The sequence below is a fragment of the Streptomyces mabaensis genome (assembly GCF_053763515.1).
Map to the genome: position 1 here is coordinate 1 of NZ_JBSOPZ010000033.1, position 23,678 is coordinate 23,678.

The 23,678-nt window shown below is 72.2% G+C and carries 25 protein-coding genes; 6 read left to right on the forward strand and 19 right to left on the reverse strand.

What is annotated here, in order from left to right; translation table 11 throughout:
• Positions 1-415 precede the first annotated feature (415 nt).
• Genes ACWV17_RS25785 through tsaB form a run of 4 tightly spaced genes read right to left on the reverse strand, consistent with a single transcriptional unit; the run spans position 416 to position 3,036 of the window.
• Positions 416-682: a hypothetical protein gene (locus tag ACWV17_RS25785; RefSeq protein ID WP_455352461.1), complete on the reverse strand. Its 267-nt coding sequence runs from the start codon at positions 680-682 to the stop codon at positions 416-418.
• Positions 679-1,812, reverse strand: a complete 1,134-nt coding sequence (gene tsaD, locus ACWV17_RS25790) for a tRNA (adenosine(37)-N6)-threonylcarbamoyltransferase complex transferase subunit TsaD (RefSeq protein WP_455361594.1) — start codon at positions 1,810-1,812, stop codon at positions 679-681. The genes ACWV17_RS25785 and tsaD overlap by 4 nt, the downstream gene beginning before the upstream one ends.
• Entirely contained in the window at positions 1,805-2,338 is a 534-nt protein-coding gene (gene rimI, locus ACWV17_RS25795; RefSeq protein WP_455352589.1) for a ribosomal protein S18-alanine N-acetyltransferase, read from the reverse strand. The genes tsaD and rimI overlap by 8 nt, the downstream gene beginning before the upstream one ends.
• Positions 2,339-2,382: 44 nt before the next feature.
• Positions 2,383-3,036, reverse strand: coding sequence for a tRNA (adenosine(37)-N6)-threonylcarbamoyltransferase complex dimerization subunit type 1 TsaB (tsaB, locus tag ACWV17_RS25800; RefSeq protein ID WP_455361595.1), 654 nt, complete (start codon positions 3,034-3,036; stop codon positions 2,383-2,385).
• Positions 3,037-3,148: 112 nt separating this feature from the next.
• Here tsaB and ACWV17_RS25805 point away from each other — a divergent pair, with 112 nt between their 5' ends.
• Positions 3,149-3,736, forward strand: coding sequence for a hypothetical protein (locus ACWV17_RS25805; protein WP_455361596.1), 588 nt, complete (start codon positions 3,149-3,151; stop codon positions 3,734-3,736).
• 85 nt (positions 3,737-3,821) lie between these two features.
• Here ACWV17_RS25805 and ACWV17_RS25810 read toward each other — a convergent pair whose 3' ends face one another.
• From ACWV17_RS25810 to ACWV17_RS25845, 8 genes are all read right to left on the reverse strand, one after another.
• Positions 3,822-4,016 carry a hypothetical protein gene (locus ACWV17_RS25810; RefSeq protein ID WP_455361597.1) on the reverse strand — a complete coding sequence of 65 codons (195 nt, stop codon included), beginning with the start codon at positions 4,014-4,016 and terminating at the stop codon, positions 3,822-3,824.
• Positions 4,017-4,199: 183 nt separating this feature from the next.
• Positions 4,200-4,676, reverse strand: coding sequence for a tRNA (adenosine(37)-N6)-threonylcarbamoyltransferase complex ATPase subunit type 1 TsaE (tsaE, locus tag ACWV17_RS25815; RefSeq protein ID WP_455352456.1), 477 nt, complete (start codon positions 4,674-4,676; stop codon positions 4,200-4,202).
• 88 nt (positions 4,677-4,764) lie between these two features.
• Complete coding sequence (locus ACWV17_RS25820) at positions 4,765-6,006, reverse strand: alpha/beta fold hydrolase (RefSeq protein ID WP_455352588.1); 1,242 nt, start codon at positions 6,004-6,006, stop codon at positions 4,765-4,767.
• A gap of 5 nt (positions 6,007-6,011) precedes the next feature.
• Entirely contained in the window at positions 6,012-7,208 is a 1,197-nt protein-coding gene (gene alr / locus ACWV17_RS25825; protein ID WP_455361598.1) for an alanine racemase, read from the reverse strand.
• A gap of 228 nt (positions 7,209-7,436) precedes the next feature.
• Positions 7,437-8,861 carry an NAD(P)H-hydrate dehydratase gene (locus ACWV17_RS25830; RefSeq protein ID WP_455361599.1) on the reverse strand — a complete coding sequence of 475 codons (1,425 nt, stop codon included), beginning with the start codon at positions 8,859-8,861 and terminating at the stop codon, positions 7,437-7,439.
• Between the two features lie 71 nt (positions 8,862-8,932).
• Entirely contained in the window at positions 8,933-9,301 is a 369-nt protein-coding gene (locus ACWV17_RS25835; protein WP_455352453.1) for a holo-ACP synthase, read from the reverse strand.
• Complete coding sequence (glmS, locus tag ACWV17_RS25840) at positions 9,298-11,145, reverse strand: glutamine--fructose-6-phosphate transaminase (isomerizing) (RefSeq protein WP_455352452.1); 1,848 nt, start codon at positions 11,143-11,145, stop codon at positions 9,298-9,300. Before glmS ends, ACWV17_RS25835 begins: the two co-directional genes overlap by 4 nt.
• 102 nt (positions 11,146-11,247) lie before the next feature.
• Positions 11,248-11,835: a TetR/AcrR family transcriptional regulator gene (locus tag ACWV17_RS25845; protein WP_455361600.1), complete on the reverse strand. Its 588-nt coding sequence runs from the start codon at positions 11,833-11,835 to the stop codon at positions 11,248-11,250.
• Positions 11,836-11,912: 77 nt separating this feature from the next.
• Here ACWV17_RS25845 and ACWV17_RS25850 point away from each other — a divergent pair, with 77 nt between their 5' ends.
• Genes ACWV17_RS25850 through ACWV17_RS25865 form a run of 4 tightly spaced genes read left to right on the forward strand, consistent with a single transcriptional unit; the run spans position 11,913 to position 15,610 of the window.
• Positions 11,913-13,106, forward strand: a complete 1,194-nt coding sequence (locus ACWV17_RS25850) for an FAD-dependent monooxygenase (RefSeq protein WP_455361601.1) — start codon at positions 11,913-11,915, stop codon at positions 13,104-13,106.
• Positions 13,103-13,576 (forward strand): LIC_13387 family protein, encoded by a 474-nt coding sequence (locus ACWV17_RS25855; protein WP_455361602.1) that lies wholly within the window; start codon positions 13,103-13,105, stop codon positions 13,574-13,576. Before ACWV17_RS25850 ends, ACWV17_RS25855 begins: the two co-directional genes overlap by 4 nt.
• Before the next feature lie 57 nt (positions 13,577-13,633).
• Entirely contained in the window at positions 13,634-14,629 is a 996-nt protein-coding gene (gene coaA / locus ACWV17_RS25860) for a type I pantothenate kinase (RefSeq protein WP_455352448.1), read from the forward strand.
• Positions 14,630-14,665: 36 nt separating this feature from the next.
• Positions 14,666-15,610, forward strand: coding sequence for a DUF389 domain-containing protein (locus ACWV17_RS25865; RefSeq protein ID WP_455361603.1), 945 nt, complete (start codon positions 14,666-14,668; stop codon positions 15,608-15,610).
• A gap of 72 nt (positions 15,611-15,682) precedes the next feature.
• On the opposite strand, the gene glmM is transcribed toward ACWV17_RS25865, so the two are convergent.
• From glmM to ACWV17_RS25885, 4 genes are all read right to left on the reverse strand, one after another.
• Positions 15,683-17,041: a phosphoglucosamine mutase gene (gene glmM / locus ACWV17_RS25870; protein ID WP_455361604.1), complete on the reverse strand. Its 1,359-nt coding sequence runs from the start codon at positions 17,039-17,041 to the stop codon at positions 15,683-15,685.
• Between the two features lie 142 nt (positions 17,042-17,183).
• The gene (gene rpsI, locus ACWV17_RS25875; protein WP_455352445.1) at positions 17,184-17,702 is read right to left on the reverse strand and encodes a 30S ribosomal protein S9; all 519 of its coding nucleotides are present in this window, start codon (positions 17,700-17,702) and stop codon (positions 17,184-17,186) included.
• Positions 17,703-17,744: 42 nt separating this feature from the next.
• Complete coding sequence (gene rplM / locus ACWV17_RS25880; protein ID WP_455352444.1) at positions 17,745-18,188, reverse strand: 50S ribosomal protein L13; 444 nt, start codon at positions 18,186-18,188, stop codon at positions 17,745-17,747.
• Between the two features lie 350 nt (positions 18,189-18,538).
• The gene (locus ACWV17_RS25885; protein WP_455361605.1) at positions 18,539-20,158 is read right to left on the reverse strand and encodes an ATP-binding cassette domain-containing protein; all 1,620 of its coding nucleotides are present in this window, start codon (positions 20,156-20,158) and stop codon (positions 18,539-18,541) included.
• Positions 20,159-20,213: 55 nt separating this feature from the next.
• Here ACWV17_RS25885 and ACWV17_RS25890 point away from each other — a divergent pair, with 55 nt between their 5' ends.
• Positions 20,214-21,074, forward strand: coding sequence for a hypothetical protein (locus ACWV17_RS25890; protein ID WP_455361606.1), 861 nt, complete (start codon positions 20,214-20,216; stop codon positions 21,072-21,074).
• On the opposite strand, the gene truA is transcribed toward ACWV17_RS25890, so the two are convergent.
• The 3 genes from truA to ACWV17_RS25905 form a co-directional block, all read right to left on the reverse strand.
• Positions 21,048-21,917 carry a tRNA pseudouridine(38-40) synthase TruA gene (gene truA, locus ACWV17_RS25895; protein WP_455352441.1) on the reverse strand — a complete coding sequence of 290 codons (870 nt, stop codon included), beginning with the start codon at positions 21,915-21,917 and terminating at the stop codon, positions 21,048-21,050. The genes ACWV17_RS25890 and truA overlap by 27 nt on opposite strands.
• Before the next feature lie 79 nt (positions 21,918-21,996).
• A complete protein-coding gene (gene rplQ / locus ACWV17_RS25900; RefSeq protein ID WP_455352440.1) occupies positions 21,997-22,509 on the reverse strand; it encodes a 50S ribosomal protein L17 in 513 nt (170 codons plus the stop codon).
• Positions 22,510-22,588: 79 nt separating this feature from the next.
• Positions 22,589-23,611, reverse strand: a complete 1,023-nt coding sequence (locus tag ACWV17_RS25905; protein WP_010473911.1) for a DNA-directed RNA polymerase subunit alpha — start codon at positions 23,609-23,611, stop codon at positions 22,589-22,591.
• Positions 23,612-23,678: the final 67 nt, after the last annotated feature.

Sequence of the window (23,678 nt, forward strand, 5' to 3'; positions counted from 1 at the left end):
CGCGCAGCGACGCGACCGCAGGGAGCGCCCTTGACACCCGGCCCGCAACCGCCATCATCACCAACCGGGCGGCCCCCTCCCCGCACGACCCGCCCCCGGCCACGCACGCCCCGCCCCACCGGCCTGGTGGCCGCCGAGCCCATCCCGGACCTGCCGCGCCCCGCAACCACTCACCGGCCCGCGGCCGGCAGCGGGCCCGGGCCAACCGATAGGCAGCCCCGGGCCCCGCCCCGGGGGCCGCCCCCCACTCATCAGTCAGCGGTGGAGGGACGGGAGTCCAGGGTGGCCAAAGGCCATCGCGCAGCGACGCGACCGAAGGGAGCGCCCTTGACGCCCGGCCCGGAGCCGCCATCATCACCAACCGGGCGGCCCCCCACCCGAACGAACTCGCCCCCGGGTCAGGCTCCCGCCCCCGTCACCCCGTACCGACGGACTCGAAACGCCACCTGTGGACCGCTCGCGTGATCAGCTCGTCGGCCGGCTCCGGCAGTTCCGGCAGTTCGTCGGCCGGCTCGGCGTCCCACCACGTGATGACGAGCACCCGGTCCTGCTGGGCGCGGAAGAGCTCTCGGCGCTCGGGCTCGCGCGCCAGCCGATCCGCCTGCGCCCGTGCCCACTCCAGCAACTCCGCCCCCCGGCCCTCCACGGCCCGGGCCTCCCACATCAGCGCGACGGTGCTCATGAGTACAGGTTGTCCTTTGAGTGCAGGTTGTCCTTACTCAGCTCGTGCACATGGTCATGGCCATGACCATGACCCGCGCGGCCCCCCGCCCCCGGCACATGCGGGTCCGTCACCGGCAGCGACGAGTCCGCCGACAGGTCCCAGTCCGACGCCGCCCGCCCCCGCGCCACCATCTCCGCGCCCAGCGCCGCGACCATCGCTCCGTTGTCCGTACACAGCTTGGGCCGCGGCACCCGCAGGGTGATCCCCGCGTCAGCGCACCGCTCCTCCGCCAGGGACCGCAGCCGGGAGTTGGCCGCCACGCCGCCGCCGATCATCAGGTGGCCGACGCCCTCGTCCTTGCACGCACGGATCGCCTTGCGCGTCAGCACGTCCACGACCGCCTCCTGGAAGGACGCCGCCACATCACGCACCGGCACCTCCTCACCCGCGTTCCGCTTGGCCTCGATCCAGCGGGCCACCGCCGTCTTCAGCCCGGAGAAGGAGAAGTCGTACACCGCGTCGCGCGGCCCCGTCAGACCGCGCGGGAAGTGGATCGCGGCCGGGTCGCCCTCCTTGGCGAGCCGGTCGATGACGGGCCCGCCCGGGAACCCGAGGTTCAGCACCCGCGCGATCTTGTCGAAGGCCTCGCCCGCCGCGTCGTCGATCGTCGCGCCCAGCGGCCGTACGTCCGACGTGATGTCGGGCGCCAGCAGCAGCGACGAGTGGCCGCCCGACACCAGCAGCGCCATCGTCGGCTCGGGCAGCGCGCCGTGCTCCAGCTGGTCGACGCAGATGTGCGAGGCGAGGTGGTTCACGCCGTACAGCGGCTTGCCCAGCGCGTACGCGTACGCCTTCGCCGCCGAGACACCGACCAGCAGCGCTCCCGCCAGCCCCGGCCCCGCCGTCACCGCGATGCCGTCGAGGTCCTTCGCGCTGACGCCGGCCTCCTTCAGCGCGCGCTCGATGGTCGGCACCATCGCCTCCAGGTGCGCGCGCGAGGCGACCTCCGGCACGACACCGCCGAAGCGCGCGTGCTCGTCGACGCTCGACGCGATCGCGTCGGCCAGCAGGGTGTGGCCGCGGACGATGCCGACACCGGTCTCGTCGCACGAGGTCTCGATACCGAGGACGAGAGGTTCGTCAGCCATGGATCTCAGTTCCTTGCACAGGTACGGATTCAGGGGATTCAGACACAGAGTCGGACACGGACCCGGCTTCGGATCCGGATGCGGACGGGTCGGTCAGCCGCATCACGAGCGCGTCCACATTGCCCGGCTGGTAGTAGCCGCGCCGGAAGCCGATCGGCTCGAAGCCGAAGCGCTCGTACAGCCGCTGCGCGCGCGTGTTGTCCACCCGCACCTCCAGCAGCACCTCGGAGCACTCGAACGCGGTGGCGTGCCGCAGCAGGTCGGTGAGCAGCCGGGCCCCGAGCCCCGTACCCCACTGGTCGCGGGCCGCCGCGATCGTCTGTACGTCGCCGAGGCCCCCGGCGGCGGCCAGTCCCGCGTACCCGACCACCCGACCGTCGGCGTCCTCCGCGACGACATAGCGGCGGGTGGCCTGCGGGCCGCGCCCGTGGGCGAGCTCGGACCAGAACATCCCGGCCGACCAGGCGTCCTCCGGGAACAGCTCCTGTTCGAGCTCCAGCACAGGCCCGATGTCCCACCAGCGCATCTCGCGCAGTACAGCCGCAGCAGCAGTGGCCTCGCGTCCGGCGCTCACTGGGGAGTGACCACCTTGTAGTTCTTCGGCACCTGCGCGTCCGGCCTGCGCAGATACATCGGCAGCGGCGCCAGGAACGCGTCCCCCGCCGCCAGCCGCTCCGCGGCCAGCGCCGCCAGCGCCGCCGCGGACTGGTGCTCGGGGCCGCGCGCGTCCGGGAACACCTCGGGGTACAGCAGGGCGCCGGCGCCCACCGCCGGAAGCCCGGCGACGTCCGCCGCGATATCGGCGGGCCGGTCGACGGAGGGCTCCGACGCGCGCGTACGGGCGTCGTCGTACCGCGCCCAGTACACCTCCTTGCGCCGCGCGTCCGTCGCCACCACGAAGGGGCCGTCGATGCCCGAGGCGTACGCGAGGCCGTCCAGCGTGCACAGCCCGCGCACCGGCACACCGAGCACCGATCCGAAGGTCGTGGCGGTCACCAGTCCGACGCGCAGCCCGGTGTACGGACCCGGGCCGACGCCGACGACGACGTCCGTCACGGCGTCGAGTTTCAGCCCGGCCTGGGCCAGCACCCGGTCGACGGCGGGCAGCAGCAGCTCCCCGTGCCGGCGGGCGTCGACCTGGGCGGCCTCGGCGACGACGGAGTCGCCGTCGTGGAGGGCGACGGTGACGGCGGGAGTGGCGGTATCAACAGCGAGCAAGAGCACGCAAACAGCCTAGGCCCTGTACGGCGGGGGCACGGCGCCCCGTCCCCGCCGGTACCGGCTGCTACCGTCACCCCAAGTCCGTATGTGCGAGTGGTGCGAGAGGTGGAGCAAGGTGTCACGGAGCAGCTCGGGATTCGTGGCCGGGCTCACCGCGGCGGCCCTCGCCGTGGTCGGCTTCCTCGCGTACCAGGCCTCGGCGAACGCCCCCGCGCAGCTGGTGTCCACCCAGCCCTCCACCTCTGCCTCCACCGAGGGGACCGCCCCGCCGAAGGGCACGGACAAGGAAAAGGCGAAGGGGACGGACCAGGGCAGCGCCGCGACGGCCCTCCCCACGAATTCGGGTACGGGCGTACGGGTCGTCTACTCGCTCGGCACCAAGCGCGTCTGGCTCGTCGGCGCGGCCGGGCAGCCGGCCAGGACGTTCGAGGTCATGCCGAGCACGGTCAGCCCGAAGCCCGGCTCGTACACGGTGACCTCGCGGTCCGGGAAGATCACCGGATCCGACGGTCTCCCGGTCGAGCACGTCGTCCGGTTCGCGAGCGTCGACAACGTCTCCGTCGGCTTCAGCGCCGCCGTGGACGGCTCGGTGCCGGCCCCCGACCCGGCCCGCAAGACGGGCGGCGTCCGGATGACGCGCGGGGACGGCAACGCGATGTGGACGTTCGCGACGATCAACACGAAGGTCGTCGTCGTCCCGTAAGGCCTGAGGCTGGCCACCTGACGCGCGGCTGCATGCCCGATGCCCACCCCGCCAGAATCCCCCGTACGAGGGACCCGTAAAGGCTTCAGGCCGCGGCGCGCCCCTGCTCCAGCTTCGGCTCCGGCCTGGCCTGCCGCCCGGTCTCCGGTTCCCGGGGCGGCGTCGACACGGCGGTCGCCGCCGCGCAGGAGGCCAGCAGATCCCGCATCGACACGACCGACGGCGATGTGCGCGGCGACTGCGGGGACCGAGGCTGCGCTTCGCGTTCTGATGCCGGCATGGATGCCTCCTGGGGCTCCGGGGGAAGGCGTGGTTAGGTAGACCTAACCAGGTCTCGGTATCCATGTGACCACGCGCGGCACCGCCCGCGCAACATCTTGCCGACGACATGTCGGAACGTTGTCGGAACGTACGGGTCCAAAGCGCGAGGTACGGCCCCGGCCCCCGGCCTACGCCTCGCGGCTCAGGCCGTCACACCGGCCAGGTCCGCCGCCGTCCAGCGTGCGCCGACGCCCGTCAGCGTCACCTCGCGCACGTCGTCGAGGACCGCCTCGTGGCCGACGGCCCGCTGGATCACCACATGCAGCCGGTCGTCGGACAGGTCCTCGACCTTGCCTTCGCCCCACTCCACGACCACCACCGAGGCCGGCAGCGAGACGTCGAGGTCGAGGTCCTCCATCTCGTCCAGCCCGCCGCCCAGCCGGTACGCGTCCACATGCACCAGCGGCGGGCCGCCGGAGGTAGACGGGTGCACGCGGGCGATCACGAAGGTCGGCGAGGTCACGGCGCCCCGGACGCCCAGGCCCTCGCCGAGCCCGCGGGTCAGGGTCGTCTTGCCCGCGCCGAGTTCGCCGGTGAGCAGTACGAGATCGCCGGCGCGCAGTACCTTGGCGAGCCTGCGGCCGAGCTCCTGCATCTGCTCGGGAGATCGAACGGTCATCCGAGCAATGCGCTCGGTCACGGCGCCGGTCGCGGCGCCAGTCGCGGCGAGGGCCCCTGTGCCGATCGTGGAGCCAGTCGCGGCGCCCTCAGTTGCCGGTGCCGGGTTGTGCGGTGCTTCCATACGCGCCAACGTTAGTCGCTGCCGGGACGGCTCCCGCGCGCGCCAGCAGATCCGCCAGCCGGTCCGTGACGGCCTCCGGGTGCTCCAGCATCACCAGATGCCCCCCGTCCGGCACGATCACCAGCTCGGCGTCCGGCAGCAGGTCCGCGATCGCCTCGCTGTGGCCGCTCGGGGTCACCAGGTCCTTATCCCCCGCGAGGATGAGGGTCGGGATCCCGGCGAAGACGGTGAGCGCCTCCGCCTTGTCGTGCTCCTGGAACGCCGGGTAGAACTCCGCGACCACGTCGATCGGCGTGCCCTCGATCAGCCGCTCGGCGAAGCGCGCGACCGCCGGGTCGACGTCCTTCGAGCCGAAGGAGTAGCGCTTGATCATCCCCGCGAAGAGATCGGCGGTGGCCCGCCGGCCCCGCTCCACCAGGTCCACCTGGGAGCCGAGCGCCTTGAGCACACCCGGCAGCACCCGGCGTACGGCATTCACCCCGGCCACCGGCAGCCCGTAGTTCACCTCGCCGAGCTTCCCGGACGACGTACCGACGAGGGCGACGCCGACGACCCGTTCGCGCATCAGGTCCGGGTAGTGCGCGGCGAGCGCCATCAGCGTCATGCCGCCCATCGAGTGCCCCACCAGCACCAGCGGCCCGTCGGGCGCCGCCGCGTCCAGGACCGTCTTCAGGTCGCGGCCCAGCTGGTCGATCGTGATGGGTACGCCGTCCGCCTGCGCGGCGCCGCGCGCCGAGCGGCCGTGGCTGCGCTGGTCCCAGTGGACCGTCCGCACGACACCGCGCAGCGCGGCCCGCTGGAAGTGCCAGGAGTCCTGGCTCAGGCAGTAGCCGTGGCTGAACACCACGGTCACCGGCGCGGGCGTCTTCCGGCCGAAGAGCCGGCGCTTACGCGGGGCCGTGCCGCCGGCTTCCGGCTCGACCTCGTCGACCTCGTAGTACAGCTCCGTACCGTCGTCCGCGACCACGCGGCCCGGCATGCCGCGCAGCGCTCCGTACGGCCCGGAGGCGTCGAGCGCCAGCCGCGCCTTCTTGCGCATGCCGCGGCCCACGGTCAGCCGCTCCACCGCCACTCCCGCCGCGGCACCGGCCGCGATGACGCCTATCGCGGCGCCGGCCAGCCCCGCCCGGCGCCAGCTGCCCGCCGCGGCCACGGCCTCCGCCACCGTTTCCGCCACCGCCTCGGCAGCCGACTCCCCCGCGCCCATCTCGCTCACTGCGCCGCTCCGTTCGCCCCGCGCTCCCGCTCCTGCTCGTGCTCCTGCCCGTCCGGACGTTCGTTCAGATAGACGCGCGGCACGCGCGGACCGATCCGCGTGACGATCTCGTAGGCGATGGTGTCCGCCGCCTGTGCCCAGTCCTCGGCGGTCGGCTCGCCCCGGTCGCCGGGCCCGAACAGCACGGCCTCCGCGCCCGGGCCGAGGAGGTCCCCGCCCAGGTCGACCACGAACTGGTCCATGGCGACGCGGCCCGCGACGGTACGCCGCTTGCCGCCGACCAGCACCGGGCCGCGGCCCGAGGCGTGGCGCGGGATGCCGTCCGCGTAGCCGGCCGGTACGAGGCCGAGGGTGGTCTCGGCGGGGGTGACGTAGTGGTGCCCGTAGCTGACGCCGTGGCCCTCCGGCGCGCGCTTGACCAGCGCCACGGAGGCGATCAGCGACATCGCGGGGCGCAGGCCGAGATCGGCTGCGGTGCCGAGTTCGGGGCTGGGCGAGACGCCGTACACGGCGAGGCCGGGGCGCACGAGGTCGAAGTGCGACTCCGGGAGGGTCAGCGTCGCCGGGGAGTTGGCGAGGTGGCGCACCTCCGGGTCGATGCCCTCCTTCTCGGCGTACGCCACCATCTCCCGGAACAGGGACAGTTGGGCGGCGATGCTCGGATGCCCCGGTTCGTCGGCGCACGCGAAGTGCGACCAGAGCCCGGTCACCCTGACGACGCCTTCCGCCTCGGCGGCGCGCGCCTGCTGGACCAGTTCGGGCCAGTCGGCGGGCTGGCAGCCGTTGCGGCCGAGCCCGGTGTCCGCCTTCAGCTGGATCCTGGCCGTCCGGCCCGCCGCACGGGCGGCCTCGACGGCCTCCCGCAGGGCCCACATCCCGCTGACGGACACGTCGACGTCCGCCTCGATCGCCTCGCGCCACGGCCCGCCCGGCGTCCACAGCCAGCACAGCACGGGGCCGCCCACACCGGCGGCCCGCAGCGCGAGCGCCTCCTCGGGAGTCGCGGTCCCCAGCCAGGACGCGCCGGCCTGCTGCGCGGCCCGCGCGCAGGGGACCATGCCGTGCCCGTACGCGTCGGCCTTGACGACGGCCATCAGCGCGGCTCCGGGCGCGCGGGCGCGCAGCGCGCGCACATTGGCGCGCACGGCGGCCAGATCGATCTCGGCGCGGACGCGCGGCGGTGTCTCGTTCATCGCGCCAAGTCTCTCAGAGCCATGCCCCGGGCCCGGTGGATGGCCTCGCCACATACCTCCGGGCAGGGTCCGCCCCGCCCCCGGACAGCGGCCAGCCGCAGACCCCACCAGCAAAGACCCGCCCCGGCGCGCCGCCCCGCCGAGGCCCGGCGCGGCCGGCCCCCGGTACGGCGCGCAACGGCAGCGCGGCGCGGTCGCCACCGGTCAGCGGGGAAGACCGGCCCCGGCTCAGGGGCGGGTGACGTCCCGCCAGGCCTCCGGGAGGGCCGCCGCCACGTCGTGGGCTCCTGTGGGTGCGCCGTTCGCCGCGTATCGGGCCGCCAGGCCGTGCAGGTACGCCGCCACCGAGCCCGCGTCCCTGGCCGGCAGGCCCGCCGCCAGCAGCGAGCCCGCCAGGCCGGACAGGACGTCGCCGCTGCCCGCCGTGGCCAGCCACGGCGTGCCCGTCGGGTTGACCCGTACCGGGCCGTCCGCGCCCGCGACGAGCGTGGTCGAGCCCTTCAGCAGCACCGTCGCCCCGTACTTCCGCGCCAGCGCCCGTACCGACGCGAGCCGCGCGCCCTCCACCTCCTCCCGGGACACGCCGAGCAGCGCCGCCGCCTCCCCTGCGTGCGGGGTGAGCAGCGTCGGGGCCGTGCGCGCCCGTACCACCGCCTCGTCCAGCAGCCGCAGGCCGTCCGCGTCGACGAGGACCGGCACGTCGGAGACCAGCACGTCGTGGACGGCGTCCGGCGCGTCGCCCAGCCCCGGGCCGACGACCCACGCCTGGACCCGGCCCGCCTTCGACGGCGGCCCGGTGTGGACCAGGGTCTCCGGGTAGTGCGCGATGACCGCGTCCCCGCCCGGCCCGACGTACCGCACCGCACCCGCGCCGCCCCGCAGCGCGCCCGCCACCGCGAGGACCGCGGCACCGGGATAACGCGCCGACCCGGCGACGACGCCGACCACGCCCCTCCGGTACTTGTCGCTCTCCGCGACCGGTACCGGCAGCAGCCCCGCCACATCCGCGTACTGCAGCGCCTCCAGCTCCGGCTCGGCCGGGAGGTACGCGTCCAGCCCGATGTCCACGAGCCGCACCGCCCCCGCCCGTTCCGCCGCGGGGTCGATGAGCAGCCCCGGCTTGTACGTACCGAACGTCACCGTCGCGTCGGCCCGTACCGACTCGCCCAGCACCTGCCCGGTGTCCGCCTCGACGCCGCTCGGCAGATCGACGGCGACGACGACCGCCCCGGACGCCTCCGCCGCCCGCACCAGCAAAGCCGCCGCCTCGCGCAGCCCGCCGCGCCCGCCGATCCCGGTGATGCCGTCCAGGACGAGGCCGGGACGGGCCGGCAGCTCGGTGACCACCCGGCCCCCCGCCGCCCGCAGCGCCGCGAGCCCGCCCGCGTGTGCCCGGTCGGGCGCGAGCAGCACCGCGAAGACACCCGCGCCGCGCCGGGCGAGCCGGGCGCCCGCGTAGAGCGCGTCGCCTCCGTTGTCCCCCGCCCCCACCAGCAGTACGACACGCGACCCGTACACCCGGCCGCCCAGCAGGTCCACGCACGCGGCGGCCAGCCCCGCCGCGGCACGTTGCATCAGCGCGCCCTCCGGCAGGCGGGCCATCAGCTCGCGCTCGGCCGCCCGTACGGTCTCCACGCTGTACGCGGTACGCACCCGTTCCTCACCCCTTCGCCGCCGAACGATGCTTCCGGAGGATGCTCCCGGACCAACCATCCCTTCCCGGATCAGCCCTCCGCGATCACGACCGCCGACGCGACACCCGCGTCATGGCTGAGCGAGACATGCCACGACCGCACCCCGAGCCGCTCCGCCCGCGCCGCGACCGTCCCGCGCACCCGCAGCCGCGGCTGCCCGCTGTTCTCGACGTACACCTCGGCGTCCGTCCAGTACAGCCCGCTCGGCGCCCCCAGCGCCTTGGCCAGCGCCTCTTTCGCGGCAAACCGGGCCGCGAGCGAGGCGATACCCCGGCGCTCCCCGCTCGGGAGTATCAACTCCCGCTCCACGAACAGCCGTTCGGCCATGCTCGGGGTACGGTCCAGCGCCGCCCTGAACCGGTCGATCTCGGCGACATCGATCCCCACCCCGATGATCACTCCACCGTCACCGACTTGGCCAGGTTCCGCGGCTGGTCCACCTCGTTGCCGCGCGCCGTCGCCAGCTCGCACGCGAACACCTGCAGCGGCACCGTCGCGACGAGCGGCTGCAGCAGCGTCGGCGTGACCGGGATTCGGATCAGATGGTCCGCGTACGGCACGACCGTCTCGTCGCCGTCCTCCGCGATCACGATCGTCCGCGCCCCGCGCGCCCGGATCTCCTGGATGTTCGACACGATCTTGTCGTGCAGTACAGACCGTCCGCGCGGCGACGGCACCACCACGACCACCGGCAGGTCCTCCTCGATCAGCGCGATCGGCCCGTGCTTGAGTTCCCCGGCCGCGAATCCCTCGGCGTGCATGTACGCGAGTTCCTTCAGCTTCAGCGCGCCCTCCAGGGCAACCGGGTAGCCCACATGCCGGCCCAGGAACAGCACGGTGTCCTTGCCGGCGAGCGAGCGCGCCAGCTCCCGCACCGGCTCCATGGTCTCCAGGACCTTCCCGACCTTCTTGCCGATCTCCGACAGCTCCCGGATCACGGCCTGGATCTCGTCACCCCACTTGGTCCCGCGTACCTGCCCCAGGTACAGAGCGACCAGATAGCAGGCCACCAGCTGGGTCAGGAACGCCTTGGTCGACGCGACTGCGACCTCCGGCCCGGCGTGCGTGTACAGCACGGCGTCCGACTCGCGCGGGATCGTCGAACCGTTCGTGTTGCAGATCGCCAGCACCCGCGCGCCCTGCTCGCGCGCGTGCCGCAGCGCCATCAGAGTGTCCATCGTCTCGCCGGACTGCGAGATGGCGATGACGAGTGTCTGCTGGTCCAGGATCGGGTCCCGGTAGCGGAACTCGCTCGCCAGCTCGGTCTCGCACGGGATGCGGGTCCAGTGCTCGATGGCGTACTTGGCGATCATGCCCGCGTGGTACGCCGTGCCGCACGCCACGATGACGACCTTGTCGACCTCGCGCAGCACCGAGGCCGGGATCCGTACCTCGTCGAGCGACAGCGACCCGGCGGCGTCGATCCGTCCCAGCAGCGTGTCGGCGACCGCCTTCGGCTGCTCGGCGATCTCCTTGAGCATGAAGTAGTCGTAGCCGCCCTTCTCGGCGGCGGAGGCGTCCCAGTCGACGTGGTACTCGCGGACGTCGGCCGGCGCACCGGCGAAGTCGGTGACGGTCACCCCGTCGCGGCGCAGCTCGACGACCTGGTCCTGGCCCAGCTCGATGGCCGACCGGGTGTGCGCGATGAAGGCGGCCACGTCGGAGGCGAGGAACGCCTCGCCCTCCCCGACGCCCACCACCAGCGGCGAGTTCCGCCGCGCCCCGACGACGACGTCGGGCTCGTCGGCGTGCACGGCGACCAGCGTGAACGCGCCCTCCAGCTGCCGGCACACCTGCCGCATCGACTCGGCGAGGTCCCCGCAGGAGGAGAAGGACTCGGCGAGCAGATGCGCCACGACCTCGGTGTCCGTCTCGGACGCGAGGTCGTGCCCTCGCTCGGCCAACTCCGCCCGCAGCGCGGCGAAGTTCTCGATGATGCCGTTGTGGACGACGGCGACGCGGCCCGAATTGTCCAGGTGGGGATGGGCGTTGACGTCCGTGGGGGCGCCGTGGGTGGCCCACCGGGTGTGCCCGATGCCGGTCGTACCGGCCGGGAGGGGCCGGTCCACCAGCTCCTTCTCCAGGTTGAGGAGCTTGCCCGCCTTCTTCGCCGCGGCGAGCTGGCCGTCGGCGAGGACGGCCACGCCCGCCGAGTCGTAGCCCCGGTATTCGAGCCGCTTGAGTCCTGCGATGACGACATCGAGCGCGGACTGCGCTCCCACGTAACCCACGATTCCGCACATGGCGGCAGCCTACGCCTCACGCGGAACACCGCCCCGAAAGGCAACGGCCCGTGTGCGGCGGCCGTTCGGCGGTCGGCAGCTCGGCGAGGCCGTTGGCTCCGGTCAGGTGGAAAGCGCGGCATCGAGCATCCGCCGGACCACCGCGGTCAGCTCGGTCACATCGGGCAGCGGGCGGGTCGCGGCCAACGCGCCGGCGAGCCAGTCGTACAGCAGGCCGTCGGTCCAGGCGACGAGCAGATCCGCGGCCGGCGCCGGACGGGGAGCGCCGAGCGCTGCCAGCAGGGCGGCGGCCCTGGACCGCGCGGCGAGGCCGGCGGTCCGCAGGTCGGCACGCAGCTCTGGCCGACGGGTTGCCTCCAGGCTGAGTTCGAAGCGGGCGAGCTGGCGGTCGCGCGCCGCCGTCAGCCAGTGGTGCAGCAGCGCGGCCAGCGCGCCTGCGGCGGAGTCCAGGTCGTCCGGGCGCCCGTGGTCCGCTTCCCAGCGATCCACGTCGGCGACCGAGAGTTCGGCCAGGCGGAGGTAGCAGGCGCTGATCAGGGCGCTACGGGTGCGGAAGTAGTACGACGTGCTGCCGGCCGGCAGGTCCGCGGCGGCGTCGACCGCGCGATGGGTCAGGCCGCGCAGCCCGGCGGTGGCCACGGTACTGATGGCGGCGTCGGCGATCAGGTCTCGGCGGTCGGGGATGGACACACCCACACTCTACAGATGTAGAGTGCGGGTCATCGTCCTCTACAGATGTAGAGGCGACAGAGGTGGGGGCAGTTGACATGGGTGTGCGTCATGCCGTTGTGGCCGGAGGCGGGATCGGGGGCCTGACCGCGGCGGTGGGCCTGAGCCGCCGCGGCTGGCGCGTCACCGTGTGCGAACGGGCCTCCGTACTCACGGGCATCGGCGCCGGCATCATGCTCGCCCCGAACGCACTGCGCGCCCTGGATTCGATCGGTCTGGGCCCCGACCTGTGGGCGGGTGACGCCCTGCCCGGTCAGGTCGGGCTGCGTACGCCCGACGGCAGTTGGCTGAGCCGGTCCGACAGCGGCGCGATGTCCGCCCGCTACGGGCTCTCCGCGCGCGCCGTGCACCGCGGCTTCCTGATCGAGACCCTCGCGGCCGCCCTGCCGGCCGGCGCCCTACGCCTCGGCGTATCGGTGACCGGCGTGGACGACGCGGGGGACACCGTGGCCGTGCGTACGTCGGCGGGCGACCTGCGTGCCGACGTCGTACTGGCGGCGGACGGCATGCGCAGCGTGCTCCGCGGACAGCTCTTCCCCGGTCACCGCGGGCTGCGTCACGCCGGTGAAGCCGGCTGGCGAGCGGTGCTGCCCGGTGCGGGTCTGCGTGTCCAGCAGGCCGAAACCTGGGGGCGAGGCGAGCGGTTCGGCGTCGTTCCACTCGCCGATGGCCGTATCTACGTCTACGCCACTGCCGTCTCCGGCCCCGGCGCGAGGCCGGCCGACCACCATGCGGAGCTGACCCGGCGCTTCGGCGCGTGGCACGATCCGATACCCGCGCTGCTGGACCGGCTGAACCAGCGGGACCCGGACCCGGTCGGCATACTCCACCATGAATTCCACGAACTGGCCGCGCCTCTGCCCCGGTTCCACGCCGGCCGGGTGGCCCTGCTCGGCGACGCCGCCCACGCGATGACCCCCAACATGGCCCAAGGCGGCTGCCAGGCCATCGAGGACGCCGTCGTCGCGGCGCATCTCCTCGCGCCCGCCGACGACGTGCCGGCCGCGCTCGCCGCCTACACGAAGGCCAGACACCGGCGGACCACCCGGATCAGCCGCCGCTCCCGGCGCATCGGCGAACTCGCCCGGCTCTCCCACCCGCTTGCCGCGTCCCTCCGGAACCTGGCCGTACGAACCACGCCGCAGGCGCTGTCGCTGAGAGCCCTGGACACGGTCCTCGGCTGGCAACCACCACCCGCCCCAGCCCCCGTCAACGTCAAGGAGCAACCGTGAACACCACGGTCACATCCCGCCCCCTCCGCCGGGCGGACTCCGTCCGGCCCTTCACGGTCGGCGCCTACGGCTTCGTCTTCCTGGGCATCGGCCACCTCGCCCTCTCCGCCGCTTCGGCGCTGGCCACCCAGGCCCCGCAACGGCGTGAAGTCGACACCGCCATGCGGGAGTCCACCGTCGCCCTGCTGGGTCTGGAACGCACGGTCCTCGATGTCTTCAACGGCATCAGCATCGTTATGGCCTTCTTCATCATCACCTGCGGCCTCCTGATCACCGCCGCTGTCCGTCACGCCCCCACCCTCGTCCAGCGCCGCACCGCCTTTGGATGGATCACCCTCGCGGTCTCCCTGGCCGCCCTGGCGGTATCCGTCCTCCTGCTGCCCCCTCCGCCGATCGTCGTCCTCACCATCACCAGCTGCGCTTTCGCCCTGTCCCTGCGCAGGGCGGTCCCCGCCGCTCGCGCGGGCTGAGGCCCGAGTGACCGACCCCACCCCCCACAACCGCCCCCGAGCCCCGACAATGGCCGTGTGATCACATCGCCGCCACGGAGCACCGCCCGCCGGGCCGAGCCGGCCGCGTCCCCGTACGTGGACCTCACCCGTACGGAGTGGAGCGCACTGCGCGAGAAGACCCCGCTGCCGCTGTCCGCCGAGGAGGTCGAGCGGCTGCGCGGCCTCGGCGATGTCATCGACCTCGACGAGGTACGGGACGTCTACCTGCCGCTCTCCCGCCTCCTCAACCTGTACGTGGGGGCCACCAGCAACCTGCGCGGCGCCCTGAACACCTTCCTGGGCGACGCGGGCAACGGCCACGGCGCCCAGCAGGGCACCCCGTTCGTCATAGGCGTGGCGGGCAGCGTCGCGGTCGGCAAGTCGACGGTCGCGCGGCTCCTCCAGGCGCTGCTGGCCCGCTGGCCGGAGCACCCGCGGGTCGAGCTGGTCACCACGGACGGCTTCCTGCTGCCGATGAAGGAGCTGCGGGAGCGCGGCCTGATGTCGCGCAAGGGCTTCCCCGAGTCGTACGACCGCCGCGCGCTCACCCGCTTCGTCGCCGACATCAAGGCCGGCAAGGACGAGGTGACCGCCCCCGTCTACTCACACCTGATCTACGACATCGTGCCGGGCGAGCGGCTGACCGTCCGCCGCCCGGACATCCTGATCGTCGAGGGCCTCAACGTCCTCCAGCCGGCCCTGCCCGGCAAGGACGGCCGCACGCGGGTCGGCCTCGCCGACTACTTCGACTTCAGCGTGTACGTCGACGCGCGCCCCGAGGACATCGAGCACTGGTACCTCAGCCGCTTCCGGAAGCTGCGCGAGACGGCCTTCCAGAACCCCTTCTCGTACTTCAGGAAGTACACCCAGGTCTCCGAGGAGGAGGCGCTGGACTACGCGCGCACGATGTGGCGCACGATCAACCGCCCCAACCTGCTGGAGAACGTGGCCCCGACCCGCGGCCGGGCCACGCTCGTCCTGCGCAAGGGCCCGGACCACAAGGTGCAGCGCCTCAGCCTGCGCAAGCTCTGAGTCACGGCGCCGCAAGGGCCGCGTTAGGGTGCGGCCATGCTGCATCTGAGGCTGATCACCCCCACCGACCGCACCGAGGAGGTGCTCGGGCTCATCGAGAAGACGGTGGGCACCGCGCACGTGGCCGTCCTGGCGGGGGCGGCGCGCAACCCGGAGGGTGACGTCGTACTGTGCGACGTCGCGCGCGAGGCGGGCGACGAGCTGCTCGCCGGGCTGCGGGGACTGGGGATCGACGAGTGCGGCTCGATCGCCGTGGAGAACATCGACCTGACGCTGTCCAAGCGCGCCGACAAGGCGGAGGACGAGGCTCCGGGCGAGGGCGCGGACGCGGTGCTCTGGGAGCAGCTCCAGGAGGCCACCCACGAGGACTCGACCCTCACGGTCACCTACATCGCGTTCCTGGCGCTGGCGACGATGCTCGCGGCCTGCGGTGTCATGATCGACAACGCGATCCTGATCGTCGGCGCGATGGCGGTCGGCCCGGAGTTCGGACCGCTCGCCGGGATCTCGACGGCGATCGTCCAGCGCGCCCCGCAGCTGGTCTGGCGATCGCTGCTGGCGCTGATCGCCGGGTTCGCGGCGGCGATGCTGCTCACCGTCGGATTCAGCTGGCTGATGGACGCGCTCGGCCTGTTCGAGGAGTCGATGATCAAGGCCGACCGCCCGAACACGGCGTTCATCTGGCAGCCCGACGCGATGTCCTTCGTGGTGGCGCTCCTCGCCGGTATCGCCGGGACGCTCTCGCTGACGTCCGCCAAGTCGGGGCTGCTGATCGGCGTGGCCATCTCGGTGACGACCGTGCCCGCCGCCGCCAACGCCGCGGTCGCCATGAGCTACCGCGACTACGGCCAGATGTGGGGGTCGTCGATCCAGCTGATGGCCAACCTGGGCGGCATCATCCTGGCCGGCACGGTCACGCTGCTCATCCAGAAGCTCCTCTGGGCGCGGCAGCGTGCCCGTACGGCGGAGCAATCCGCCTGAGGCCCGCCCCGGGCCCGCGCCACTCCTGGCGGCGGGCCCCAGCGGGCCCCGGCGGGCCCCAGCGGGTCAGCGTCAGCCCAGCGCGGACTTCACCGCGTCGGCCAGCCGCCCCGCCACCGACCGGGCCTGGTCGATGTCGGCCGCCTCGACCATCACGCGGACCAGCGGCTCGGTGCCCGACGGGCGCAGCAGCACCCGGCCGGTCGAGCCCAGCTCGCGCTCGGCCTCGACGACCGCGGCGGCCAGCTCGGGGGACGTACCGACCCGCGACTTGTCGACGTCCGGCACGTTGATGAGCACCTGCGGCAGCCGCTCCATCACCCCGGCCAGCTCGGCCAGCGAGCGGCCGGTCGAGGCCACCCGGGCGGCCAGCATCAGACCGGTCAGCGTGCCGTCGCCGGTCGTCGCGTGGTCGAGGACGATCACGTGGCCGGACTGCTCGCCGCCGAGCGCGTAGCCGTTCTCCTTCATCGACTCCAGTACGTACCGGTCGCCGACCCCGGTCTGTACGACCTCGATGCCCTCGCGCTCCATCGCCAGCTTGAAGCCGAGGTTCGACATGACCGTGCCGACGACGGTGTTCTTCCGCAGCTGCCCCGACTCGCGCATGGCGAGGGCCAGTACGGCGAGGATCTGGTCGCCGTCGACCTCCTCGCCCGCGCCGTCCACGGCCAGGCAGCGGTCGGCGTCGCCGTCGTGCGCGATACCGAAGTCCGCGCCGTGCTCGACGACGGCGGCCTTGAGCCCGTCGAGATGCGTGGAGCCGCAGCCGTCGTTGATGTTCAGGCCGTCCGGATCGGCGCCGATGGTCACGACCTGGGCACCGGCGCGCGCGAAGGCCTCGGGCGAGACCCGGGAGGCGGCGCCGTGCGCCTCGTCGAGGACAACTTTGAGCCCGTCGAGCCGGTTCGGCAGTACGGCGATGAGGTGCGCGACGTACCGGTCGAAGCCCTCGTCGTACGAACGGACGCGGCCGACGCCCGAGCCGGTGGGCCGCTGCCACGGTGCACCGGTGCGGTGCTCCTCGTAGACCGCCTCGATGCGGTCCTCCAGGTCGTCGGCCAGCTTGTGGCCCCCGCGCGCGAAGAACTTGATGCCGTTGTCCGGCATGGCGTTGTGGCTCGCCGAGAGCATCACGCCGAGGTCGGCACCCAGCGCACCGGTGAGATACGCCACCGCCGGGGTGGGCAGCACACCGACGCGCAGGACGTCCACGCCCGCGCTCGCGAGACCCGCCACGACGGCGGCCTCCAGGAACTCTCCCGACGCACGCGGGTCACGGCCGACCACGGCGGTCGGCCGATGGCCCTCGAAGGTGCCCGCCTCGGCGAGCACATGCGCCGCCGCGACCGACAGGCCGAGCGCGAGCTCCGCCGTCAGATCCGCGTTGGCGACACCGCGCACACCGTCCGTGCCGAAGAGTCGTCCCACTGTTGTCCTCCGAATTGCTCCGAAACTGCAAGCGTTTGAACGCTCCAGTCACATATACGCCCCTGCCCGCCATAAACGAACGCCCCGGCAGCACAGCGAGTGTGCCGCCGGGGCGGATTCGTGCAGAGCAGCGAGCGGCGATTTAGCGCTTGCTGTACTGCGGCGCCTTGCGGGCCTTCTTCAGACCGGCCTTCTTGCGCTCGACCGCACGGTCGTCGCGGCTCAGGAAGCCGGCCTTCTTCAGCGGGCCGCGGTTGTTGTCCACGTCCGCCTCGTTGAGCGCACGGGCCACGCCGAGGCGCAGGGCGCCGGCCTGACCCGAGACGCCGCCACCCGAGATGCGGGCGATGACGTCGTAGCGGTTGTCGAGCTCGAGCACCTTGAAGGGCTCGTTGACTTCCTGCTGGTGCACCTTGTTGGGGAAGTAGTCCTCAAGGGTGCGACCGTTGATCTTCCACTTGCCGGTGCCCGGAACGATCCGGACGCGGGCAATGGCGTTCTTGCGACGGCCCAGGCCGGCCGCCGGCTGCGGCTCGCCGAAGCGGGACGCCATCGACTCGCTGGTGTACTCGCCCTCGACGGGGACCTCGGACTCGAAGGTCGTCACCTCGGCGAAGGTCTCTTCGCCCTCGACGGGGGTCTCTGCAGTGGTCTCGGCCACGATGCTCCTCAGATTTCTTTTCGTCTTAGGGGGTGGCCGGAACTACTGCGCGACCTGGGTGATCTCGAACGGGACCGGCTGCTGAGCAGCGTGCGGGTGCTCGGCGCCCGCGTAGACCTTCAGCTTCGAGAGCATCTGACGGCCCAGGGTGTTCTTGGGGAGCATGCCCTTGATGGCCTTCTCCACGGCCTTCTCGGGGCTCTTGGCGAGCAGCTCGTCGTAACGGACGGAACGCAGACCACCCGGGTAGCCGGAGTGGCGGTACGCCATCTTCTGGGTCTTCTTGTTGCCGGAGAGGTGGACCTTCTCGGCGTTGACAATGATGACGAAGTCACCCATGTCCATGTGAGGGGCGTAAATCGGCTTGTGCTTGCCCCGGAGGAGGGTCGCTGCCGTAGTCGCCAGACGGCCCAGGACGATGTCCTGCGCGTCGATGATGTGCCACTGGCGCGTGACATCGCCGGGCTTGGGGCTGTACGTACGCACGGTCGTAGCCTTCGCTTCTTCAGTGAGTGGGTCCTGACAAGGCCACCCGGACGATCACGACAGCCATGGCGGACATACGGGGACGCAACCCGTGCCTGCCGCTGGTCATCGGCCCGGTGGACCGGCGTAAGGGCCTCTCACGTGAGAATGAACAAGCCAATACGCATAACGAACCAGCAGGATACCCGCGATGGCCCGGACGGGTCAAAACGGGGTCCCGGCCGCCACACCGTGGCTTCCGGGGTCACCGGCTGCTCCGTCCTCACCACGGTAGCGCCCCGCCGGGGCCGGCAGCACCACATCACGGTGACGGCCCGGCCGCACCCCGTTACCGCTTGCGCTGGACCCGGCTACCGCTTGCGCTGGACCCGGCGTTCGTCCCAGACCGGCTCCGTCGTCTCCCGCACGACACCGTCCGAGCCGAACACCAGGTACCGGTCGAAGGACCGGGCGAACCAGCGGTCGTGCGTGACCGCCAGCACCGTGCCCTCGTACGCCTCCAGGCCGTCCTGCAGCGCCTCCGCCGACTCCAGGTCCAGGTTGTCCGTCGGCTCGTCCAGCAGCAGCGCGGTCGTGCCCGCCAGCTCCAGCAGCAGGATCTGGAAGCGCGCCTGCTGGCCGCCCGAGAGCTTCTCGAACGGCTGGTCGCCCTGCCGCTCCAGCTCGTACCGCCGCAGTACGGACATCGCCCCGCCGCGGTCCTTCGCGTGCTCGGTCCACAGGATGTCCACCAGGGAGCGCCCGAGCAGCTCCGGATGGGCGTGGGTCTGCGCGAAGTGACCGGGCACGACCCGCGCGCCCAGCTTCCACATCCCCGTGTGCGCCACCGGCTCCCCCGCCAGCAGCCGCAGGAAGTGGGACTTGCCGGAGCCGTTCGACCCCAGCACCGCGACCCGCTCCCCGTAGAAGATCTCCAGGTCGAACGGCTTCATCAGCCCGGTCAGTTCGAGCTGCTCGCAGGTCACGGACCGCACTCCCGTACGTCCGCCCCGCAGCCGCATGGTGATCTCCTGCTCGCGCGGCGGCTCCGGCGGCGGGCCGGCCTCCTCGAACTTCCTGAACCGCGTCTGCATCGCCCGGTATCGGGATGCCATGTCCGGGCTGATGGCCGCCTGCTGCCGCAGCCGGAGCACCAGCGCCCGCAGCCGCGCGTGCTCCTCGTCCCAGCGCCGCTTCAGCTCCTCGAAGCGCGCGAAACGCTCCTTGCGCGCCTCGTGGTACGTGGCGAAGCCACTGCCGTGCACCCACACGTCGCTGCCCGCGGCCCCGGGCTCCACGCTGACGATCTTCTCGGCCGACCGGGCCAGCAGCTCCCGGTCGTGGGAGACGAACAGCACCGTCTTGCGGGTCTCCTTCAGCCGCTCCTCCAGCCACCGCTTCCCCGGCACGTCCAGATAGTTGTCCGGCTCGTCGAGCAGCAGCACCTCGTCCGGGCCGCGCAGCAGCGCCTCCAGCACCAGCCGCTTCTGCTCACCCCCGCTGAGTGTGCGCACCTCACGCCACTGGGCCTTCTCGTACGGCACCCCGAGCGCCGCCGTCGTACAGATGTCCCACAGCGTCTCGGCCTCGTACCCGCGCACCTCCGCCCAGTCGCTGAGCGCCTGCGCGTACGCCATCTGCGCGGCCTCGTCGTCCCGCGTCATGATCCCGTGCTCGGCGGCGTCCACTGCGGCCGCCGCGGCCCGGATCCGCGGCTGGGCGACGGAGACCAGCAGGTCCCGGACCGTGCGCTCGTCCCGCACCGATCCCACGAACTGCGGCATCACGCCCAGCCCGCCGCTGACCGTCACCGTCCCGCCGTGCGGCTGCAGCTCCCCCGAGATCAGCCGCAGCAGCGTCGTCTTGCCGGCACCGTTCGCGCCCACGAGGGCGACCACGGACCCTTCGCCGACCCGGAACGAGGCGTCCCCGAGGAGCACACGTCCGTCCGGAAGGTAGTACTCCAGGTGTCCGGCTTCGAGATGTCCCATGGCCGCATTGTCACCGCCACTACGGCGCTCCCCCAACACGTTTAGGATGCGCGGCATGAGCTTTGGGCAAGGGGGGCCTTCATGGGGCCCCGGGGGACCGCAGGAACCGTACGGATCGAGCACGCCCGACTGGGCCGCGCTGGCGGACGCCTCCGCCGCGCGCAACCGCCGCAGGAAGTTGCTCTGGATCGGCGGCGGCGCCCTCGCGACGGCCGCGATCGTCGGCATCGTGGCCACCGCGATCGTGTCCACGAACAACGGCAGCCGGGACGGCAAGGCCGCCACTGAGCTGCCCACCCCCGAGGAACTGCCGAAGAACAGCGCCCAGCCCGGCCCGTCGTTCTCCTCGGTCGCCCCGCCGCCCCCGCTCGACCCGCACGACTTCATCGCCGACAAGGGGAAGGACAAGGCGCCGCTCAGCGCCGACACCCTCTACCCGGGCAAGAAGCTGACCATGGGCGACCGCGTCTACGCCAAGGGCCCGACCAGCCGCACCGCCGCCTGCGCCGCGGCCACCCAGGGCGCCCTCGGAGCCGTACTGGCGAACAACGGCTGCACGCAGGTCATCCGCGCCACCTACACCAAGGACGGCGTGGCCGTCACCGTCGGCGTCGCGGTCTTCGACACCGAGGCGCAGGCGAAGAAGGCGAAGCAGCAGGCGAGCGGCGGCCTCGCCTCCCTCTCCGGCTCGGGCGTCCCGACGTTCTGCCGCGGCGGAACGGTCTGCCGCAAGACGACCAACTCCTACGGCCGCTACGCCTACTTCACCGTCGGCGGCCACACCAGCGGCAAGAACGTCACCCAGAACGACGCCGCCGTCTTCCAGGCCGGCGACGACCTCGCCGAGTTCACCTTCCAGCAGATCGTCCAGCGCGGCCGCAGCCAGGCCTCAGCAGCAGCCGCCAACGCCGGGTAGCGTCCGCATGTTGCGGGCCTCGCGGCTGCGCGCGGCCAGCAACTCGTCCGCCGGATAGCCGACTTCCTCCAGGGTCAGGCCGTGCGGCCGTACGACGTGCACGGCGGAGTCCCGTACACCGGCGGCCAGCACCTGCCCCGGCCAGTCCACCGGCCGGTGCCCGTCGCCGACGAGCAGCAGCGCGCCGACCAGCGAGCGCACCATGTTGTGGCAGAAGGCGTCGGCCCGCACGGTCGCGGTGACGATCCCGGCATCCTCCTGCCCTTCCGGCACACGCTCCCAGCTGAGCTGCTGGAGCGTACGGATGGTCGTCGCGCCCTCGCGTTTCTTGCAGTACGCGGCGAAGTCGTGCTCCCCCAGCAGCGCCCGCGAGGCCGCGTTCATCGCGTCCACGTCCAACGGCCAGTTGTGCCACAGCACATGACCGCGCCTCAGCGGGTCGACCCCGCCCTTGTGGTCGCCGACGCGGTACGCGTACCGCCGCCAGACCGCCGAGAAGCGCGCGTTGAAACCGGCCGGCGCCTCGGCCACCCGCCACACCCGCACATCGTGCGGCAGCCGCCCGGCGAGCCGCCGCAGCAGCTTGTCCGCGTGCTCGGCCCAGACCGCCTCCGGCAGGTCGACGTGCGCCACCTGCCCGCGCGCGTGGACGCCCGCGTCCGTACGCCCGGCGACGGTCAGGTCGACCGGCTCCGGCAGCCGCATGACGGTCTGCAGCGCGGACTCCAGCTCACCCTGCACGGTCCGCCGCGCCGTCTGCTTCGCCCAGCCCGAGAAGTCCTTCCCGTCGTACGAAAGGTCCAGCCGCACCCGTACGAAACCGGGCCGCACGTCGTCACTCACCCGAAATCCCCTCACAAACGAAGCGGACCCGCACCGCCCCGAAGGGTGGTACGGGCCCGTCCAGTGGTCTGAAGAACGCTCAGGCGTCCTTGGACTCCTTGGACTCAGCCTCGGCCTCGGCCGGCTTGGCGTCCTCGGCGGACTCGGCCGGAGCCTCGTCCTTCTTGAGGGCGTCTTCCTTGACCGCACGCTTCGTCGCGGCCTCGGCCTCACCGGTGGCCTGCTGCGCCACGGTCAGGGCCTCGACCAGCTCGATGACCGCCATCGGGGCGTTGTCGCCACGACGGTTGCCGATCTTGGTGATGCGGGTGTAACCACCGGGGCGGTTCTCGTACCGCGGGGCGATCTCGGTGAAGAGCGTGTGCACGATGCCCTTGTCCGTGATCGTCTGCAGCACCAGGCGACGGTTGTGGATGTCGCCCTTCTTCGCCTTGGTGATCAGGCGCTCGGCGACCGGACGCAGGCGGCGGGCCTTCGCCTCGGTCGTGGTGATGCGGCCGTGCTCGAACAGCGACTTCGCGAGGTTCGCGAGAAGCAGACGCTCGTGCGCGGCGCTGCCGCCCAGACGGGCACCCTTGGCGGGCTTCGGCATGGTGTTACTCCTTCATATCTGCACCGGCCGTATCAGGTACCGGTGTCAGTTCCCCCGGGGCGGATGCCCCGCGGAAGAATCAGTACTGCTCGGTCTCGACGAAACCGGCGTCCGCGTCGTCGTCGGCGCCAAACGCGTCCGCGGCAGCGGTCGGGTCGAATCCGGGCGGGCTGTCCTTGAGCGCCAGGCCCATGCCGGCCAGCTTCGCCTTGACCTCGTCGATCGACTTCGCACCGAAGTTGCGGATGTCGAGCAGGTCGGCCTCGGAGCGGGCGACGAGCTCACCCACGGAGTGGATGCCCTCGCGCTTGAGGCAGTTGTACGAACGGACCGTGAGCTCGAGCTCCTCGATCGGCAGCGCCAGATCGGCGGCGAGCGCGGCGTCCGTCGGGGACGGACCCATGTCGATGCCCTCGGCGTCGATGTTGAGCTCGCGGGCCAGACCGAACAGCTCGACCAGGGTCTTGCCGGCGGACGCCATGGCGTCACGCGGGCGCATGGCCTGCTTGGTCTCGACGTCGACGATCAGCTTGTCGAAGTCGGTGCGCTGCTCGACTCGGGTCGCCTCGACCTTGTAGGTGACCTTGAGGACCGGGCTGTAGATCGAGTCGACCGGGATCCGGCCGATCTCCTGGCCCAGCTGCTTGTTCTGCACGGCGGAGACGTAGCCGCGACCGCGCTCGACGGTCAGCTCCATCTCCAGCTTGCCCTTGCCGTTCAGCGTGGCGAGGACCAGGTCCGGGTTGTGGACCTCGACACCGGCCGGCGGGGCGATGTCGGCGGCGGTGACCAGACCGGGGCCCTGCTTGCGCAGGTACATCACGACCGGCTCGTCGTGCTCCGAGGAGACGACCAGCTGCTTGATGTTCAGGATGAGGTCGGTGACGTCCTCCTTGACGCCCGGCACGGTGGTGAACTCGTGCAGGACACCGTCGATCCGGATGCTGGTGACAGCAGCGCCGGGGATCGAGGAGAGGAGCGTGCGGCGCAGGGAGTTGCCGAGCGTGTAGCCGAAGCCGGGCTCCAGCGGCTCGATGACGAACCGGGAGCGGTACTCGTCGACGACCTCTTCGGTCAGCGACGGACGCTGAGCGATAAGCATGATGAAGATCCTTCAGTCGTGGGCGCCCACTATTTGACGCCCGACGGGGTGCTGCGGGTACTGCGTA

Excerpts from the sequence above, each read along its gene's own strand:
- ACWV17_RS25785 (WP_455352461.1), bottom strand. The coding sequence starts at position 682 with ATGAGCACCGTCGCGCTGATGTGGGAGGCCCGGGCCGTGGAGGGCCGG.
- tsaD (WP_455361594.1), bottom strand. The coding sequence starts at position 1,812 with ATGGCTGACGAACCTCTCGTCCTCGGTATCGAGACCTCGTGCGACGAG.
- rimI (WP_455352589.1), bottom strand. The coding sequence starts at position 2,338 with ATGCGCTGGTGGGACATCGGGCCTGTGCTGGAGCTCGAACAGGAGCTG.
- ACWV17_RS25810 (WP_455361597.1), bottom strand. The coding sequence starts at position 4,016 with ATGCCGGCATCAGAACGCGAAGCGCAGCCTCGGTCCCCGCAGTCGCCG.
- tsaE (WP_455352456.1), bottom strand. The coding sequence starts at position 4,676 with ATGACCGTTCGATCTCCCGAGCAGATGCAGGAGCTCGGCCGCAGGCTC.
- ACWV17_RS25820 (WP_455352588.1), bottom strand. The coding sequence starts at position 6,006 with ATGGGCGCGGGGGAGTCGGCTGCCGAGGCGGTGGCGGAAACGGTGGCG.
- alr (WP_455361598.1), bottom strand. The coding sequence starts at position 7,208 with ATGAACGAGACACCGCCGCGCGTCCGCGCCGAGATCGATCTGGCCGCC.
- glmS (WP_455352452.1), bottom strand. The coding sequence starts at position 11,145 with ATGTGCGGAATCGTGGGTTACGTGGGAGCGCAGTCCGCGCTCGATGTC.
- ACWV17_RS25850 (WP_455361601.1), top strand. The coding sequence starts at position 11,913 with ATGGGTGTGCGTCATGCCGTTGTGGCCGGAGGCGGGATCGGGGGCCTG.
- ACWV17_RS25865 (WP_455361603.1), top strand. The coding sequence starts at position 14,666 with ATGCTGCATCTGAGGCTGATCACCCCCACCGACCGCACCGAGGAGGTG.
- ACWV17_RS25885 (WP_455361605.1), bottom strand. The coding sequence starts at position 20,158 with ATGGGACATCTCGAAGCCGGACACCTGGAGTACTACCTTCCGGACGGA.
- ACWV17_RS25890 (WP_455361606.1), top strand. The coding sequence starts at position 20,214 with ATGAGCTTTGGGCAAGGGGGGCCTTCATGGGGCCCCGGGGGACCGCAG.
- rplQ (WP_455352440.1), bottom strand. The coding sequence starts at position 22,509 with ATGCCGAAGCCCGCCAAGGGTGCCCGTCTGGGCGGCAGCGCCGCGCAC.
- ACWV17_RS25905 (WP_010473911.1), bottom strand. The coding sequence starts at position 23,611 with ATGCTTATCGCTCAGCGTCCGTCGCTGACCGAAGAGGTCGTCGACGAG.